13 protein-coding genes are annotated in these 15,727 nt (G+C 62.4%); all 13 read right to left on the reverse strand.

The genetic code is table 11. From position 1 onward, the window contains the following. Positions 1-8: 8 nt before the first annotated feature. The 13 genes from pheT to cysQ all read right to left on the reverse strand — a co-directional run bounded on the left by pheT (position 9) and on the right by cysQ (position 15,644). Positions 9-2,393, reverse strand: coding sequence for a phenylalanine--tRNA ligase subunit beta (pheT, locus tag QQF40_RS11575; RefSeq protein WP_175089333.1), 2,385 nt, complete (start codon positions 2,391-2,393; stop codon positions 9-11). A gap of 56 nt (positions 2,394-2,449) precedes the next feature. Beyond that, positions 2,450-3,469 carry a phenylalanine--tRNA ligase subunit alpha gene (gene pheS / locus QQF40_RS11580; RefSeq protein ID WP_043335643.1) on the reverse strand — a complete coding sequence of 340 codons (1,020 nt, stop codon included), beginning with the start codon at positions 3,467-3,469 and terminating at the stop codon, positions 2,450-2,452. 358 nt (positions 3,470-3,827) lie between these two features. Beyond that, positions 3,828-4,181 carry a 50S ribosomal protein L20 gene (rplT, locus tag QQF40_RS11585; protein WP_043335644.1) on the reverse strand — a complete coding sequence of 118 codons (354 nt, stop codon included), beginning with the start codon at positions 4,179-4,181 and terminating at the stop codon, positions 3,828-3,830. Between the two features lie 45 nt (positions 4,182-4,226). Continuing rightward, positions 4,227-4,421, reverse strand: a complete 195-nt coding sequence (gene rpmI, locus QQF40_RS11590; RefSeq protein WP_043335648.1) for a 50S ribosomal protein L35 — start codon at positions 4,419-4,421, stop codon at positions 4,227-4,229. A gap of 100 nt (positions 4,422-4,521) precedes the next feature. Further along, positions 4,522-5,061, reverse strand: a complete 540-nt coding sequence (infC, locus tag QQF40_RS11595; protein WP_082388253.1) for a translation initiation factor IF-3 — start codon at positions 5,059-5,061, stop codon at positions 4,522-4,524. Between the two features lie 34 nt (positions 5,062-5,095). Then, the gene (gene thrS / locus QQF40_RS11600) at positions 5,096-6,994 is read right to left on the reverse strand and encodes a threonine--tRNA ligase (RefSeq protein WP_175089331.1); all 1,899 of its coding nucleotides are present in this window, start codon (positions 6,992-6,994) and stop codon (positions 5,096-5,098) included. Positions 6,995-7,331: 337 nt separating this feature from the next. Continuing rightward, entirely contained in the window at positions 7,332-8,207 is an 876-nt protein-coding gene (locus QQF40_RS11605; RefSeq protein ID WP_175089329.1) for an OmpA family protein, read from the reverse strand. 277 nt (positions 8,208-8,484) lie between these two features. Beyond that, positions 8,485-9,639, reverse strand: a complete 1,155-nt coding sequence (locus QQF40_RS11610; RefSeq protein WP_175089328.1) for an amidohydrolase — start codon at positions 9,637-9,639, stop codon at positions 8,485-8,487. Positions 9,640-9,659: 20 nt separating this feature from the next. Further along, complete coding sequence (locus tag QQF40_RS11615; protein WP_175089326.1) at positions 9,660-10,172, reverse strand: DUF2489 domain-containing protein; 513 nt, start codon at positions 10,170-10,172, stop codon at positions 9,660-9,662. A 230-nt stretch (positions 10,173-10,402) separates the two neighbouring features. After that, positions 10,403-11,536, reverse strand: a complete 1,134-nt coding sequence (locus QQF40_RS11620) for a glycosyltransferase family 4 protein (protein WP_285461426.1) — start codon at positions 11,534-11,536, stop codon at positions 10,403-10,405. Beyond that, positions 11,533-12,885: a UDP-glucose dehydrogenase family protein gene (locus QQF40_RS11625; RefSeq protein WP_282627780.1), complete on the reverse strand. Its 1,353-nt coding sequence runs from the start codon at positions 12,883-12,885 to the stop codon at positions 11,533-11,535. Before QQF40_RS11625 ends, QQF40_RS11620 begins: the two co-directional genes overlap by 4 nt. A gap of 1 nt (position 12,886) precedes the next feature. Next, on the reverse strand, positions 12,887-14,737 hold the full coding sequence (locus tag QQF40_RS11630) for a sulfatase-like hydrolase/transferase (protein WP_285461427.1): 1,851 nt from the start codon (positions 14,735-14,737) through the stop codon (positions 12,887-12,889). Positions 14,738-14,816: 79 nt separating this feature from the next. Further along, a complete protein-coding gene (gene cysQ, locus QQF40_RS11635) occupies positions 14,817-15,644 on the reverse strand; it encodes a 3'(2'),5'-bisphosphate nucleotidase CysQ (RefSeq protein WP_285461428.1) in 828 nt (275 codons plus the stop codon). Positions 15,645-15,727 lie beyond the last annotated feature (83 nt).

A 15,727-nucleotide genomic window follows, 5' to 3' on the forward strand; every position in this document is an offset into this window, starting at 1 on the left:
GTGGCGACTCATGCTCTCAGCGCCGCCCCGAAACGTGTGTGGCCATCGGTGACGATCGCATCGACTAACTGATTGATTTCCTCATCATTCAGCGTGCGCGAAGGATGCTGCCAGGTCAAGCCCAGGGCGAGCGACTTGTGACCATCGGCTACCCCCTGGCCCTGATAGACGTCAAACAGGCGCAGGTCCGTCAGCCATTCACCGGCTTGCGAGCGGATGGCGTCGAGCAGCGACTGCACGTGAATGCCCTCTTCGACCACGAAGGCCAGGTCACGACGCACTTCCGGATACCTGGAGAGCGGCGCGAAGCGCGGCAGACGGCCTGCGCAGGCAGAGGCCAGCGTGATCTCGAACACGAACACCTCGACCTTCAGGCCAAGCTCGGCGCGCGCCGCCGGGTGCAGGGCACCCATCCAGCCCGCCGGCTCGCCATTGAAGAACAGCTGAGCGCACTGGCCCGGGTGCAGTGCCGGATGCTCGGCAGCTTCGAAGCGCCAGGCATCCAGATTGCCGCCCAGTGCCAGCAGTGCCTCGACATCGCCCTTGAGATCGAAGAAATCGACCTTGTCACGACCGCCATTCCAGCCTTCCGGCAGACGGGCACCGGTGATCAGGCCGCCGATCATCGGCGTCTGCTCGAGGGAGTCCAGCTCGCCGCGGAACACAAGCCCGGTCTCGAACAGGCGCACGCGCGACTGCTGACGATTGAGGTTGTGGCTCAGCGCCTTGACCAGCCCCGGCAGCAGCGAGCTGCGCATCACCGCCATGTCGCTGGAAATCGGGTTGGCCAGTGCCGGCGCCACCCCTTGCGGATCCAGCGTCTTCTGCAGCTCAGGGGCGACGAAGCTGTAGCTGATCGCTTCCTGATAGCCCCGCGCCACCAGCTGACGACGCAGGCTGGTCAGCGGCTGGGTGGTCTCATTGGCCACGGCCGGCGCCAGACGCGCGTTCGGGCGGCTGACAGGCAGATTGTTGTAGCCGTGGATGCGCGCCAGCTCCTCGATCAGGTCAGCCTCGATACTGACATCGAAACGCCAGCTCGGCACCGTCACCTGCCATTGGCTATTGCCATTCGCGGCGACCTGCATGCCCAGACGCTCAAGAATCTCGACGATCTCGTCATCCGGCAGCGCCATGCCCAGCGTGCGCTCGACACTGGTGCCGCTCAGGCTGACGACAGCGGCCTTGGGCAGCGCTGCGTCGCTGGCAACCTCGATGATCGGGCCCGGCTTGCCGCCGGTGATCTCGAGCAGCAGAGCCGTCGCGCGCTCGATGGCATCACGCTGCAGCTGCGCGTCCACACCACGTTCGAAACGATGCGAGCTGTCAGTGTGCAGGCCGTAGCTACGCGCCTTGCCAGCCACGCTCAACGGCGCGAAGAAGGCCGACTCGAAGAAGATGTCGCGCGTCTCGGCGTTCACACCACTGCCTTCACCACCCATCACACCGGCGATGGCCAGCGGGCCCTTCTCGTCGGCGATGACCAGGGTGTCGTCCCGCAGCGCGACTTCCTGACCGTCGAGCAGCGTCAGCGGCTCTTCAGCGGCTGCCATGCGCACCTCGATGCCACCGTTCAGGCGTGCCAGATCAAAGGCGTGCATCGGCTGGCCGAGTTCGAGCAGCACGTAGTTGGTGACGTCGACGACGGGGTCGATGCTGCGGATGCCACTGCGACGCAGACGCTCCTCGAGCCACAGCGGCGAGGTCGCGGCGACATTGACGTCACGCACGACACGTCCCAGATAGCGCGGGCATGCCTCTGGCGCGCTGACGGTGACCGGGAAGGTATCGTCGATCTGGGCGGCAACCGGCTCGATGCTCGGCGCCGTGACGGCGAGACGATTGAGCACGCCGACTTCGCGCGCCAGCCCCTTGACGCTCAGGCAGTCGCCGCGGTTCGGGGTCAGATCGACCTCGATGGCGTTGTCGTCAAGATTCAGGAAGTCACGTGCATCACGGCCCACCGGCGCGTCCGCGGCCAGCACCATGATGCCGTCGGAGGCCTCGGCTTCCAGACCCAGCTCGGAGGCGCCACAGATCATGCCGCGGGATTCGACACCGCGCAGCTTGGCCTTGCGAATCTTGAAGTCGCCCGGAAGCTTCGCGCCGACCTGAGCGAAGAGCACCTTCTGGCCAGCGGCGACATTCGGGGCGCCACATACGACCTGCACCAGTGCACCACTGCCATCATCTACCTGGCAGACATTGAGGCGATCGGCCTCCGGGTGCGGTTGCTTGTCCTTGACCTCGGCCACGACCACGCCGGTGAACTCACCGGCGACCGGTTCGATACCATCGACTTCCAGACCGGCCATGGTGACCTGATCGGCCAGCTGCTGGGTGTTCAGTTCCGGCGACACCCACTCACGCAGCCACTGTTCGGAAAATTTCATCTTGCTGTCCTGTTCCGTAAGTTCACGCCCTCAAGGCGCGATACGTGAATGAGTGCCTAGCTGAACTGGCGAAGGAAACGCAGGTCGTTCTCGAAGAACAACCGCAGGTCGTTGACGCCGTAACGCAGCATCGCCAGACGCTCTACGCCCATGCCGAAGGCGAAGCCGCGGAAGCGCTCGCTATCGATACCGGAGTGACGGAAGACTTCCGGATGCACCATGCCGCACCCCATCACCTCGAGCCAGCCGGTATGGGAGCAGACACGACAGCCGTCACCTGCACACATCACGCACTGGATATCGACTTCAGCGGACGGTTCGGTGAACGGGAAGTAGGACGGACGGAAGCGGACTTCCAGGTCATCACGCTCGAAGAAGGCATGCAGGAACTCTTCGACGGTGCCCTTGAGGTCGGCGAAGCTGACATTCTCGTCGACCAGCAGACCCTCGACCTGATGGAACATCGGAGTGTGGGTCAGATCGGAGTCGCAGCGATAGACGCGACCCGGGCAGACAATGCGCAGCGGCGGCTCACTGGCCTTCATGCTGCGCACCTGCACCGGAGAGGTGTGGGTGCGCAGAAGACGCGTGGCGTCAAAATAGAAGGTGTCATGCATCGCGCGCGCCGGGTGATGCGACGGGATGTTCAGCGCTTCGAAGTTGTGATGGTCATCTTCGATTTCCGGCCCTTCAGCGACACCGTAACCGATGTGCGAGAAGAAGCTTTCGATACGCTCAAGCGTGCGGGTGACCGGGTGCAGGCCGCCTACCGGCTCACCACGGCCCGGCAGGGTCACATCGACGCGCTCGGCGGCAAGACGCGCATTGAGCGCCGCCGTTTCCAGCGTATTGCGACGTGCATCCAACTCGCCACTCAACAGCTGCTTGGCTTCGTTGATGGTCTCACCGGCCTTGGGGCGCTCTTCGGGGGACAACTTGCCGAGGCCCTTGAGCAGTGCGGTGATCTCGCCCTTCTTGCCGAGAAAACGTACCCGTACCTCATCGAGGGTCTGGACGTCTTCGGCCGCCTGGATCGCGGTGCGTGCTTCGTCCACCAGGGTGGAAAGATGTTCCATCCGTTCAGCTCCGATCGCTTGAGTCACTGGCGCGGCAATGTCCGCCACCAATGGAAGTCGCGCCGACCTGAAGGTCGGCAGGGAGAGCGCCCCGCCTGCGGTGAATCACACAGACGATCGCGCCCTTGCCAGAGACCGGCCCGCAACGCGGCCAATCCCGTTCATGTCGCTGCTGCCCCACCGCCGGCTCTCTGACGGCGGGCCAAACAAAAACAGGGGAAGAGCGGCTGCTCTTCCCCTGTGACGTAACACGTCATCTCGATACCGCCTGAGTTGTCCAATGCAAGCATTCGACAGTCACGGCCCGGTTCGCCACCTCAGCGGCTCGCCGGGCCTGGGCGATATCTGATCCGGTCACTTACTGAGCAGCCTTGGCCTTCTCGACGATGGCAGCAAAGGCAGCTTTTTCGTGAACCGCGATATCGGCGAGGACCTTGCGGTCGATCTCGATATTGGCCTTCTTCAGGCCAGCGATGAAGCGGCTGTAGGACATGCCATTGATGCGGGCCGCAGCGTTGATACGCGCGATCCACAGGGCACGGAACTGACGCTTGCGGACACGACGGTCACGGTAAGCGTACTGGCCGGCCTTGATGACAGCCTGCTTGGCTACGCGGAAGACGCGTGAACGCGCTCCGTAGTAACCCTTGGCCTGCTTCATGATCTTCTTGTGACGGCGACGTGCGACGACGCCACGCTTGACGCGGGACATAGCGTACTCCTGATATTAAGAAAGTTGGACCGAGGTAAGGACGGCTTACAGGTTCGGCAGCATGCGCTGGATCAGCGCCTTGTCTGCAGCGTGAACCTGCTTCATGCCACGCAGCTGACGCTTACGCTTGGTCGACTTCTTGGTCAGGATGTGGCTACGGAAGGACTGCTTGTGCTTGAAACCGTTGGCAGTCTTCTTGAAGCGCTTGGCAGCGCCGCGGTTAGTCTTGATCTTCGGCATGAGTATTAACTCCGCTCGGTTTCTTGAGAAAATCCAGGGCCGACAAAAAGAGCCACGCCCGCAGGCGTGACCCTGATATGTCCGTTCTACTGCCTATGGATCACTTCTTTTTCGGCGCGAGAATCATGATCATCTGACGACCTTCCATTTTCGGGAAGGACTCGACGGTCACGAGCTCCGAGAGGTCGCCGGCGATCCGTTCCATCAGCTTGCGGCCGATGTCCTGGTGCGCCATTTCGCGACCACGGAAGCGCAAGGTTACCTTACCCTTGTCTCCGCCTTCGATGAAGCGAGTCAGGTTGCGTAGCTTGACCTGATAATCGCCTTCATCGGTACCAGGACGGAATTTGACTTCCTTGACCTGGATCTGTTTCTGCTTCTTCTTCTGCAGATTCTTCTGTTTCTTTTCGTCGAAAAGAAACTTGCCGTAATCCATGATCTTGCAGACGATGGGATCGGCATTGGAAATCTGGACGAGGTCGAGCCCTGCCTCTTCGGCCTTGACAAGCGCATCCTTGGTTGACACTACGCCAACCTGCTCGCCATCTGCGTCGATGAGGCGGACTTCGTCCGCACGAATACGGTCATTGATGGGAGCCCGCTTTTCCTGGGGGCGTCCGCGCTGATTATTCCGCTTGATCGTTGCGTCTCCGTTTGGCTGAAATTCGTTACTGTCAGACCTGTTCTTCCTTCAGGCGTTCCATGAATTCTGAAACTTTCATGGTGCCGAGGTCTTCACCGGAACGGGTTCTGACAGCTACTGCATCAGCTTCCACTTCCTTGTCGCCAACGACGATGAGGTAAGGAACCTTCTGCAGAGTATGCTCACGGATTTTAAAGCCGATCTTCTCGTTCCTCAAGTCTGCTTTGACACGGATGTCATGTTTCTCGAGGCGGGAGACCAGATCCTTGGCATATTCTGCCTGGGAATCCGTGATATTCATCACGACAACCTGCTCAGGGGCGAGCCAGAATGGCATCGCGCCTGCGTGGTGCTCGATCAGGATGCCGAGGAAGCGCTCGAAGGAGCCGAGAATCGCGCGGTGCAACATGACCGGCATGCGACGCTCTCCACTTTCATCGACAAACTGGGCACTGAGACGCTCAGGCAGATTGAAGTCGAGCTGTAGAGTACCACACTGCCAGACACGATTCAGACAATCTCGCAGAGAGAATTCAATCTTTGGTCCATAGAAGGCGCCCTCACCCGGCTGCAGCTCCCACGGCAGGCCAGTCGCATCCAATGCTGCCTGCAGGCCAGCTTCGGCCTTGTCCCACGCTTCCGGCTCACCGATGAAGGATTCCGGCCGAGTGGAGAGCTTCAGCTCGACGTCTTCGAAGCCGAACTGACGGTAGACTTCCAGCGTCAGACGGATGAAGTCCTCGGCCTCGGACTCGACCTGATCCTCGGTACAGAAGATGTGGGCGTCGTCCTGGGTGAAGCCACGCACGCGCATCAGCCCATGCAGAGAGCCGGACGGTTCGTTGCGGTGGCAGGAGCCGAACTCGGCCAGACGCAGCGGCAGGTCACGGTAGCTCTTCAGACCCTGATTGAAGACCTGGACGTGGCACGGGCAGTTCATCGGCTTGACCGCGTACTCACGCTTCTCGGACTCGGTGGTGAACATCAGCTCGTTGTAATGCCCCCAGTGCCCGGATTTCTTCCACAGCGAAAGATCGACCACCTGCGGTGTCTTGATCTCCTGGTAGCCATTGGCACGCTGGATACGGCGCATGTACTGCTCGAGCACCTGGTACATGGTCCAGCCATTCGGATGCCAGAACACCATGCCCGGCGCCTCTTCCTGCATATGGAAGAGGTCCAGCTTCTTGGCCAGCTTGCGGTGATCGCGCTTCTCGGCTTCCTCGAGACGCTTGAGGTAGGCCTTGAGCTGCTTCTTGTCCGGCCAAGCGGTGCCATAAATGCGGGTCAGCATCGGCTTGGTGGAATCACCACGCCAGTAGGCACCGGCCAGCTTGAGCAGCTGGAAGTGCTTGAGGTGGCGGGTATTCGGCACGTGCGGGCCGCGACACATGTCGGTGTATTCTTCGTGGTGGTAAAGACGGATGGTGTCGCCTTCGCCGATGCCCTCGATGATCTCCTGCTTGTACGGCTCATCGCGCTTCTCGAAAGCGGCCATGGCCTGGTCACGCGAGACATACTCACGCACCACATCGTACTCGCTGTCGATCAGCTGCTTCATGCGCTTCTCGATGGTCTCGAGATCTTCCGGGGTGACCGAACGGCCAAAGTCGATGTCGTAATAGAAACCGTCATCGATGACCGGGCCGATGGCCATCTTGGCCTCCGGGTAGAGCTGCTTGACGGCATGACCGATCAGGTGCGCGCAGGAGTGACGAATCACGTCCAGGCCTTCCGCATCACGCGCCGTGAGTATGGCGACGTTGGCGTCTTCGGTGATCATGTCAGCGGCATCGACCTCGACGCCATTGATCTTGCCGGCCACGCAGGCCTTGGCAAGACCGGGGCCGATGGACTCGGCCAGCTGCATCACGGAAATCGGGGTATCGAAGGTACGCTGGCTGCCGTCAGGCAGAGTAACGATAGGCATGAAGAATTCCTTGCGTTCAGTGGTGGCCCTTACCAAGGGTCACGTGAAGCGAATTTGGCCGAACGCGGGGCGCCGGCTCGAAATAGGGCAATGACGATCACACCCCTCACGCTACTGACCCCGGCCTACAATGCCTGGGGCGCCGCCCACCACCCCATGATGATCGAGTGACCAGTCAGGGTGTGGACACATAACGCGGGAACATGAGCGAGGCAAGACCTTAGCAGCCCGTTCAAAAGTCGTAAAGATACGCTTGAGCCACTGAAGACCATGCACGACACAGACGCAGACGGGGCGCCCTGAGGCGCCCCGTCTGATTCAGCTTACCGCGTTCGGCTTACTTGACTTCAGCAAGCTCGACACGACGGTTTTCGGCACGGCCTTCAGCGGTATCGTTGCTGGCGACCGGCTGCTCTTCACCGTAACCCACAGTCTGGATACGGTTGGTGTCAACACCTTCGGAAGCCAGGTAGGACTTCACGGAGTCAGCACGCTTCTGAGACAGCTGCTTGTTGTAGGAGTCAGAACCCACGGAGTCAGTGTGACCTTCGACGCGAACGCGGACGTTCTCGTTGGAGACCAGCTTGGCCGCCACACCGTTCAGCACTTTCTCGGCGTTGGCAGTCAGCTTGGCGGAGTCGAACTCGAAGTTCACGTCACGCAGGACGAGGTCAGCGACACAGCCCAGGGCATTGACCTTGGCGCCGGCCGGGGTATTCGGGCACTGGTCCTGGTAGTCCGGCACGCCGTCACCGTCGGAATCGAGCGGGCAGCCTTTCGCGTCAACAGTGACGCCGGCCGGAGTACCCGGGCACTGGTCCTTGTAGTCAGCAACGCCGTCACCGTCGGTGTCCAGCGGGCAGCCTTTCGCATCAACAGCGACGCCTGCCGGAGTCCCCGGGCATTCGTCACGGTCGTTCGGCACGCCGTCACCATCGTCATCCATGGACTTCGGAGCATCGTCAGCACACAGCAGTGCGCCAGCGGTCGCGCCGCCGACAGCACCCAGAGAAGCGCCGGTGTCTTCGTCGCTGTCACCAGAGACGCCGTAACCAATCCCGCCACCGATCAGGCCACCGGCCAGACCGCAGACGAACGGCTGGCTGTACCAGGGCTTCTCAGCAGATGAAGACTGGGAAGCAGAGCTTGCGCAGCCAGACAGGCCAACAACCAATGCAGAACCCAGAACCAGGCCAGTCGTAGATCTTTTCATGTAAGACTCCTTCTTAACACAGCGCAATATGTAACGAGGGTGTTACGTATCGACTCAGTATAAGAGCCGAACTCGTTACGATGAAAGGAATTTTATTCAAATCTTCCTTTAAGAAGAAAGCACATGCAGGTGCGTCCTTCCAGCTCTGATCGGGTCTGTTTCCCTTGAAAACGGTACCGATCCTCAGGCATACGTTGAAGGAAAACAGTGTTTTTTGCAACGTCGAAAAACTTTGACACTAACTGTATCAGATTGGCGACGCTGTAAAACCCCTGTTTTACTCTCTTCCAAGGTGCTGGCGTACCAGCCCCTCGAAAATCTCGACGCCGGGCGCCAACAGCGTATCAGGAAAATCGTAATCGGGGTGGTGAAGCCCCGGCATTTCCTCACCTGCGCCAAATGTGAACATGGCGGCATGGCAGTCTCGTGCCAGCACGCCAAAGTCCTCGGACCAACGATGCGCCTGGGGAAGTTCCACGCAATCAAGCCCTTGCTGCCGCGCCACACGGCGAATCATGTCATTCGCCTCAGGCGAATTCCAGGTCGCATCAAAGGTGTCACACCAGTCAACGTCGATACCCAGACGGTCTTCTTCCGCCTCGCTGCGCGCCAGTGACACGGCCGCTTCCGCCAGCGCCTTCATCATGTCATCGCTCTCGGTGCGCAGGGTGACCATCACCTCGGCATCGCCTGGCGAGGTACCGAACGCGACCTCGCCCAGGCGCGCATGGATCAGGGTCACCATCGCAAGCCCGGTTTCATCGGCAAATTGCAACGGCAGACGCGACAGGCCTTGCATAATGCGACACATGGCCATCGCCGGACTGCGACCGTTTTCCGGGTGGGCCGCATGCGCACAGAGCCCGGAAAGCCGCACGATCATGCCGCGCGAGGCACAGGTGAAGGCATGGTCGCGCACGCTGACTTCCCCGAGGGGACGCCCCGGCAAGTTATGGCACGAGTAGAGATAATCCGGCTTGAGTGCGGCAAAGGCCTTGCTGCGCACGACGGCACGCGCCCCTTCGCCGGTTTCCTCGGCGGGCTGGAACAGCAACACCACCTCGCCCCTGGCGACCGGAGACGCCGTCAGGCGCTGCGCCACGCCCAGCATCCAGCTCATGTGGCCGTCATGGCCGCACAGGTGCCCGACATGCGGATGACAGGAGGACCAGTCGCCACGCGGCGCCTCATCGATGGGCAGAGCATCCAGCTCACAGCGCAGCATGACGCGCGGGCCTGGCTCGGCACCGCGGAAGATGGCGGCCAGACCATGCCCGCCCAGACCGCTGACCACCTCGGCGCCGGCCTCCTGCATCCAGCCGGCGATGCAGGCCGCCGTGGCGGCTTCCTGTCCGGAGAGTTCCGGTGAGCGATGCAGTGCGTGACGCAGCTCGGCCAGCGGCGTACCCAGCAAGGAAAGTGTCGTGTTCATGCCTGCCTCTTGAAGACTCATCAGACGGCCTGCCCCAGATCTGCTGGCGAAGCGGGACGCTTGCGCCCCAGGTAATGCTGATGCCAGAACTCCATGTTGCTCAACACGCGACTCGCCGCCAGCTGCAGCGACTCCGCCAGCGCTTCCTCGACGGCGATGCGCTCCTTGTCTTCGGCCAGGCGCTCACGCGGCGACAGCTCCTTGCGCGCCGAGTGTGTGTGCAGGTGTGAGACCCGCCCATGCAGGACACCGAAGACCGAGAGCACGTCATCTTCGGCCAGTGAGGTATCGAGAATCTCGATCAGTACCTTGCAGCGCAGACCGCCTTCCACCATGTCGACCTGCCCGGCTTGCATGGCGCGTGCGATGGCTTCGAGGCTTTCCAGACAGTTGGCGCGTGCCTGGATGAGCTCTTGCTCGCGGCGCGCTTCACGCACCTTGACCTCGCGACGCAGCTTGAGGGCATAGAACGCCAATCCCGCGATGATGATGATCGCGATGACGGCCAGAATGATGCTGATAGTCAGGGACATGCCTTTCTCCTGCGGTAAACAAGCCATGAGTATAGGGACTGCACACGCGACACCCAAGGCGGGGCACTGCGACCGATGACCACGCACTCCGCCCCAGCCCGAACCTTTCGTCAACAAAAGACCCCGCATCAGGGATACGGGGCCAGTCGTGTCATTCACTCATGCGCGCTTTTCTCTGTCGCACTCATGCTTCGCTCGGCACGCGAGCGGCCAGTCTGGCAGCGCAGACTTCACCGCCCCGTCATCAAGGCCTCGAAGCTGGCCTTGAGCTTGAGATTCTGCGCCTGATGCGAGTAATTGCGTGCCAGGCTGGCCAGCGCAGTGCTCAGCGCCTGCGTGTCGCTCTCGAGCAGATGGGTGCAGCGCTCGGCCCACTGCTGTGGCGTGGACCCTGCGGCCATGACCAGCTCAGGATAGTCATCGAGCAGCTCGGCCGAGCCGACCCGCGCATTGAGCAGCACAGGCGCGCCACAGGCCATCGCCTCCAGCGCGACACGTCCGAATTCCTCGATATGGGCCGGCATCACGAACAGGTCCAGCGCGCCGTAGAGCGTCTCGACCTCCGGGATGGTCGAGCGCCAGAGCATGCGCTCGGCGATGCCCGCCTCTCTGGCCTGCTGCTGGTAAGGCGCGGCATCATCCTTGCCTACCACCAGGAAACGATAGCGGCCCGGTGAGGCCTGCTCCATCAGCGCCGCCATCGCCACGAACCCTGCCACATTGCGCTTGGTGAAGTTGCCGGATGACACCAGACCGACCAGCAGCTCATCTTCGGCCACGCCCAACGCCTCACGCCGGGCGGTGCGCCCTGCGCGCGCACGCTCGACCGTGAATTGCACCGGGTCATAGCCCGGGTAGCTGATCTCGATCCTCTCAGGCGCGATACCGTAGCGCGCCATCAGATCCTCGCCCATCATGCGCGAATTGACCGCGACCTGACGGAACTTGCCACCCTTGAGCACGTGATCATGAATCGCCGCCACTTCGTGGTCGCGAGGCAGCTCACGACCATGGATGCACTGCGAGGCAAGGTGCACGCAATTGTGCAGATAGACGGTATCCGGGCTTTCGCAGTCACCATGACTGATCAGCAGGTCGGGCGCATGACGGCTGGCCCAGGCCTGGACACGGCGATTGAACCAGAAACGACGATATGCCCCCTTGAAGGGCCACCGCCACAGGCGCACCAGCTCCGCGCCGTGGGAGCGAGCCAGTTCAGGCTTGCCGCGCTCGGCGAGTATCACCACGCGATAGCCCAGCGCGCGCAACGCATCCGCCTGTTCGAAGGCATTGCGGCTGGCACCGGTGTTCTTCTCGACCTGACGAATGGCGATCGCGGCCAGCTTGCCTGCATCAGTGCTCACGACGCCTCCTGCACACGACGCATGGAGTCACCGCGACCGACCGCGTAGTACATCAGGCCAGCGGCCTTCATGGCGGCGGGCTCGAACAGGTTGCGGCCATCGACCACCACCGGGAAGCCGAGCTGGGACTTCAGCCACTCGCCGTCCAGGGTGCGGAATTCCTTCCACTCGGTGCACACCACCAGCGCATCGGCACCCTTGACTGCCTGCTGACGGTCGGCGACCAGCACCAGATCGTCGCGCTCGCCGTAGATGCGGCGGCATTCCTTCATGGCTTCCGGGTCATAGGCCTGCACGGTCGCGCCAGCCGCCCACAGCGCTTCCATCAGCGTGCGGCTCGGCGCGTCGCGCATGTCATCGGTGTTGGGCTTGAAGGCCAGACCCCAGACGGCGATGGTCTTGCCCCTGAGGTCGCCATCGAAGGCCCGCGACAGCTTGTCGAACAGCGTGACCTTCTGGCGCTTGTTGACGGATTCCACGGCGGTGAGCAGCTCGGCGTCATAGCCGACCTGACTGGCGGTACGCGCCAGTGCCTGGACATCCTTCGGGAAGCAGGAGCCACCATAGCCACAACCGGGATAGATGAAGTGGTAGCCGATACGCGGGTCACTGCCGATGCCGCGACGCACTTCCTCGATGTCCGCGCCCAGGCGCTCGGCCAAGTTGGAGATCTCGTTCATGAAGCTGATCTTGGTGGCCAGCATGGCGTTGGCGGCGTACTTGGTCAGCTCGGCGGCGCGCACATCCATGAACATCAGCTTTTCATGGTTGCGGTTGTAGGGCGCGTAGCATTCGCGCATGCGCTCACGCACCGCTTCGGAATCGGTGCCGACCACGATGCGCGCGCCACGTGTGAAGTCCTCCAGCGCGGCGCCTTCCTTGAGGAATTCCGGGTTGGAGCAGACATCGAAGTCGACACTTTCGCCGCGCTCGGCAAGCACTTCAGTGACTCGCGCCGTGACACGGTCCGCCGTGCCCACCGGCACGGTGGACTTGTCGATGATGACCTTGTAGTCATTCATGTGCTCGCCGATGGTCTCGGCCACCGCAAGCACGTACTTGAGGTCGGCGCTGCCGTCTTCGTCCGGCGGTGTGCCCACGGCGATGAACTGCAGCACGCCGTGCTCGACGGCCTGACGGGCATCAGTGGTGAAGTTGAGACGGCCGGCCTCGACATTGCGCAGCACCATGCTCTCCAGCCCCGGCTCGAAGATGGGGATCTCGCCCTGCTTGAGGCCATCGATCTTGGCCGCGTCAACGTCCATGCAGATCACGTCATGGCCGACATCGGCCAGACAGGTGCCAGTCACCAGGCCTACGTAGCCTGTTCCGAAGACAGTGATTTTCATGTCAGTCCTTGAGAGTTTCTGAAGGTAATGAAGCAGGTGACAAGGTGAACGCCGACGAATCCTCTGGCGGCGTCACGCGGGAATCCGATTCTGGCGCTTGCCCATCGCGCGTCGCGCCCTGTCCGGACATGAACTCCGGACGCTCCAGCAGCTCGGTGGTCGCCTCGACCGCTTCCTCGAGCTCTTCGGCACCCGGCGCGAGAGGTCGGGAAAGAAAGTCCGACGGCAGGGCTTCATAGAAGTTCAATCGTCCCAGCTGGTCCAGCACCGGATGACGCTCACGCGGCTGATAGCAGACCGCCCAGGGCGACAGGCACGGCTTGTCACCGGAGAAGCGGATACCCATCCAGTCGCTGGCCAGATAGGGCAGATCAAAACTGGCGAAGGGCTCATCGGCATTCGAGCGCAGGCGAGTCAGCTCACGCGCGGGATTGGGCGCCTGCCCCATCTGCCACAGCCATAGCGGAATGCGGTACGGTGCCTGGCTGGGGCGATCACCACCATGCACATAGGCGTCACTGAGCGGGTCATGCTCGAGGCCGTGGTCCGACAGATAGAGCACGCCAGCAGGCTGCCCTTCGAGGCGCTGGAAGACGCCCTCGATTATCTGATCCGTGAAGCGGATGCTGTCATCGTAGGCATCGGTCAGCGGCGAGCGGCTGTCCGGAGTCAGGAAATAGCGCAGTGAGTCCGGGTACTGCAGGCTGGCCGGCGGATGGCTGCCGTAGAGATGCAGCACGATCAGCCGCGGCCCCTCGACCTCGCGCGCCAGTGCCTCATCAAGTGCATCCAGCAAGCCGTCGTCATAGTCGGTCATGATGGTGCGAGCGATATCGGCACGCTGGGCGATGGCGGTGATCCAGGTGCGCTCGGAGGTGATATCGAGCCCCTGGCGGGACAGCCACTCGGTATGATAGCCGGCCTGATTGGCCAGCGAGATCAGGTTGGCGTCCAGATAGCGTGGCGAGAAGGTCCGCGGGTCAGTCAGGCTGGCCAGCATCGGTACCGCCAGCACGGTCTGCGGCGCCGGCGCGATGGCCTGATCGAAGACCACCAGCTCATCGCGGCGTGCATCGAGATTCGGCGTCGTGGCGCGGGAATAGCCATACAGCGACAGCTGATCGCGGCGCTGGGATTCGCCGATGATCAGGACGAAGACAGCATCCTCCGACACTTCGGGGCTGCGCGAGACGCCGCCGAAATCATAGTCATCCGCCATCAGCGCCTTGTAGCGTTCCTTCTCCCACCAGGCATGCGAGGTGGTGGCCAGATTCCACCCCGGCGAGACCGACAGCGTCGTGATGACCAACGGCACGCTGGCCCGCCCCCACTGCCAGCTACCGGCCAGCAGCATCAGCATCCAGAGCACGAAGGCGATTCCGCTGCGCCCACCCAGCCGGGCACGCGCCAACCCCGACCCGAAGCGATTGCCCAGTGACAGCGCCAGCAGGAAGAATCCCAGCGGAACGATCAGGGCCAGCGGGAATTTGAACAGCATCGCCATCGATTCGCTGCGACTGGTATCCAGCGAGCTGAGCGCAAAGGCCAGGCCGTAGCGGGAATCGTAATAGACGGCGCTGACCACACTTGCGGAGAGATTGACACCCAGCGCCGCCATCAGCCCCAGCGCCGGCCAACGCCAGCGCGGGCGATGGAGCGCTGCCAACAGACACGGCCACAGCAACAGGTTGCCGAACAGGATCAGGCCGCCCTCGAGCAGGCCGTGATAGATCAATGGCACCAGACTCGCCAGCAGGGACAGCATGATGGCGGAGATCACCCCAGCCCGCTTGCTCGCCTGATCACTGCGCGCAAACAGGCGACGGATGAAGCGCTGCAGCAGGCCCTTCATGTGCGCCCTCGCCATGACATGAGTGCTTCAACCCTTGCGCGGGCCGATGGATGCACGAGCCGTCGAGCCCCGGCCACCCTCAGACGTCCAGCGCCTGGCGCCAGCGACCATCCGCTTGGCCACAGGCGATGAAGAAGGGATTCACCAGCGTATCGCGGGCGTTGTAGTCCAGACGACGCGGCTGTGCGGGCAATGACTCGGCATCGAAGACCTGGCCGCCGGCCGCTTCCAGCACGGCCTGTGCCGCCGCGGTGTCCCACTCGCTGGTCGGCGCGTAGCGCGGATAGAGATCCGCCTTGCCTTCCGCGATGCGACAGAACTTGAGCGAGCTGCCACAGCTGACATTCTCCACCGGTGCCAGGCGCTCGATCAGCGCCGCCGTGCGCGCATCGAGATGCGACTTGCTGGCCACGACTCTCAATACCTCCGGCTCCGGGCTGACCGCGATCTCGACACGCCCGGCGGCGTCTTCCCGGAAGGCCCCCACGCCGGCAAGCCCGCTCCAGGTCGTCTCCAGTACCGGCGCATCCACTACGCCCAGCACACTGCGCGACCCCTGGATCAGGGCCACGTTGACGGTGTATTCACCGCTGCCGGTGACGAATTCGCGCGTGCCATCCAGCGGATCGACCAGCCAGAAGGTCTGCCAGTCACGCCGCGCCACGATATCGGCCTTGTCGCTCTCTTCCGAGAGCACCGGAATCTGCGGTGCCAGACGGGCCAGCCCCTCGACCAGCACATGATGCGCCGCCATATCCGCCGCCGTGACGGGACTGTCATCCGCCTTGGCGCGCGTGCCGAGCTCTCCCCCACGGGCGACGGCGAGTATCGCCTGCCCCGCTTCACGGCAAAGCTGTTCAATGGCCGTCAGCAGTTCAAGATCGGGGGTGACATCAGACTGGGTCATGGGGGGCTCGCAGAGAATTCGAAGGAGTCGGCATGGGCCCTTGGGCCCGCCGTCATCATACGCAAAAGCGGCCGCGGATGCTG

The organism is Cobetia sp. LC6 (assembly GCF_030264805.1).
Taxonomy (GTDB): Bacteria; Pseudomonadota; Gammaproteobacteria; order Pseudomonadales; family Halomonadaceae; genus Cobetia.

Coding starts and splice junctions, on each gene's coding strand:
- cysQ (WP_285461428.1), bottom strand. CDS start 15,644: ATGACCCAGTCTGATGTCACCCCCGATCTTGAACTGCTGACGGCCATT.
- thrS (WP_175089331.1), bottom strand. CDS start 6,994: ATGCCTATCGTTACTCTGCCTGACGGCAGCCAGCGTACCTTCGATACC.
- pheT (WP_175089333.1), bottom strand. CDS start 2,393: ATGAAATTTTCCGAACAGTGGCTGCGTGAGTGGGTGTCGCCGGAACTG.
- QQF40_RS11610 (WP_175089328.1), bottom strand. CDS start 9,639: ATGAACACGACACTTTCCTTGCTGGGTACGCCGCTGGCCGAGCTGCGT.
- QQF40_RS11615 (WP_175089326.1), bottom strand. CDS start 10,172: ATGTCCCTGACTATCAGCATCATTCTGGCCGTCATCGCGATCATCATC.
- QQF40_RS11630 (WP_285461427.1), bottom strand. CDS start 14,737: ATGAAGGGCCTGCTGCAGCGCTTCATCCGTCGCCTGTTTGCGCGCAGT.
- rpmI (WP_043335648.1), bottom strand. CDS start 4,421: ATGCCGAAGATCAAGACTAACCGCGGCGCTGCCAAGCGCTTCAAGAAG.
- pheS (WP_043335643.1), bottom strand. CDS start 3,469: ATGGAACATCTTTCCACCCTGGTGGACGAAGCACGCACCGCGATCCAG.
- QQF40_RS11605 (WP_175089329.1), bottom strand. CDS start 8,207: ATGAAAAGATCTACGACTGGCCTGGTTCTGGGTTCTGCATTGGTTGTT.
- QQF40_RS11625 (WP_282627780.1), bottom strand. CDS start 12,885: ATGAAAATCACTGTCTTCGGAACAGGCTACGTAGGCCTGGTGACTGGC.
- rplT (WP_043335644.1), bottom strand. CDS start 4,181: ATGTCCCGCGTCAAGCGTGGCGTCGTCGCACGTCGCCGTCACAAGAAG.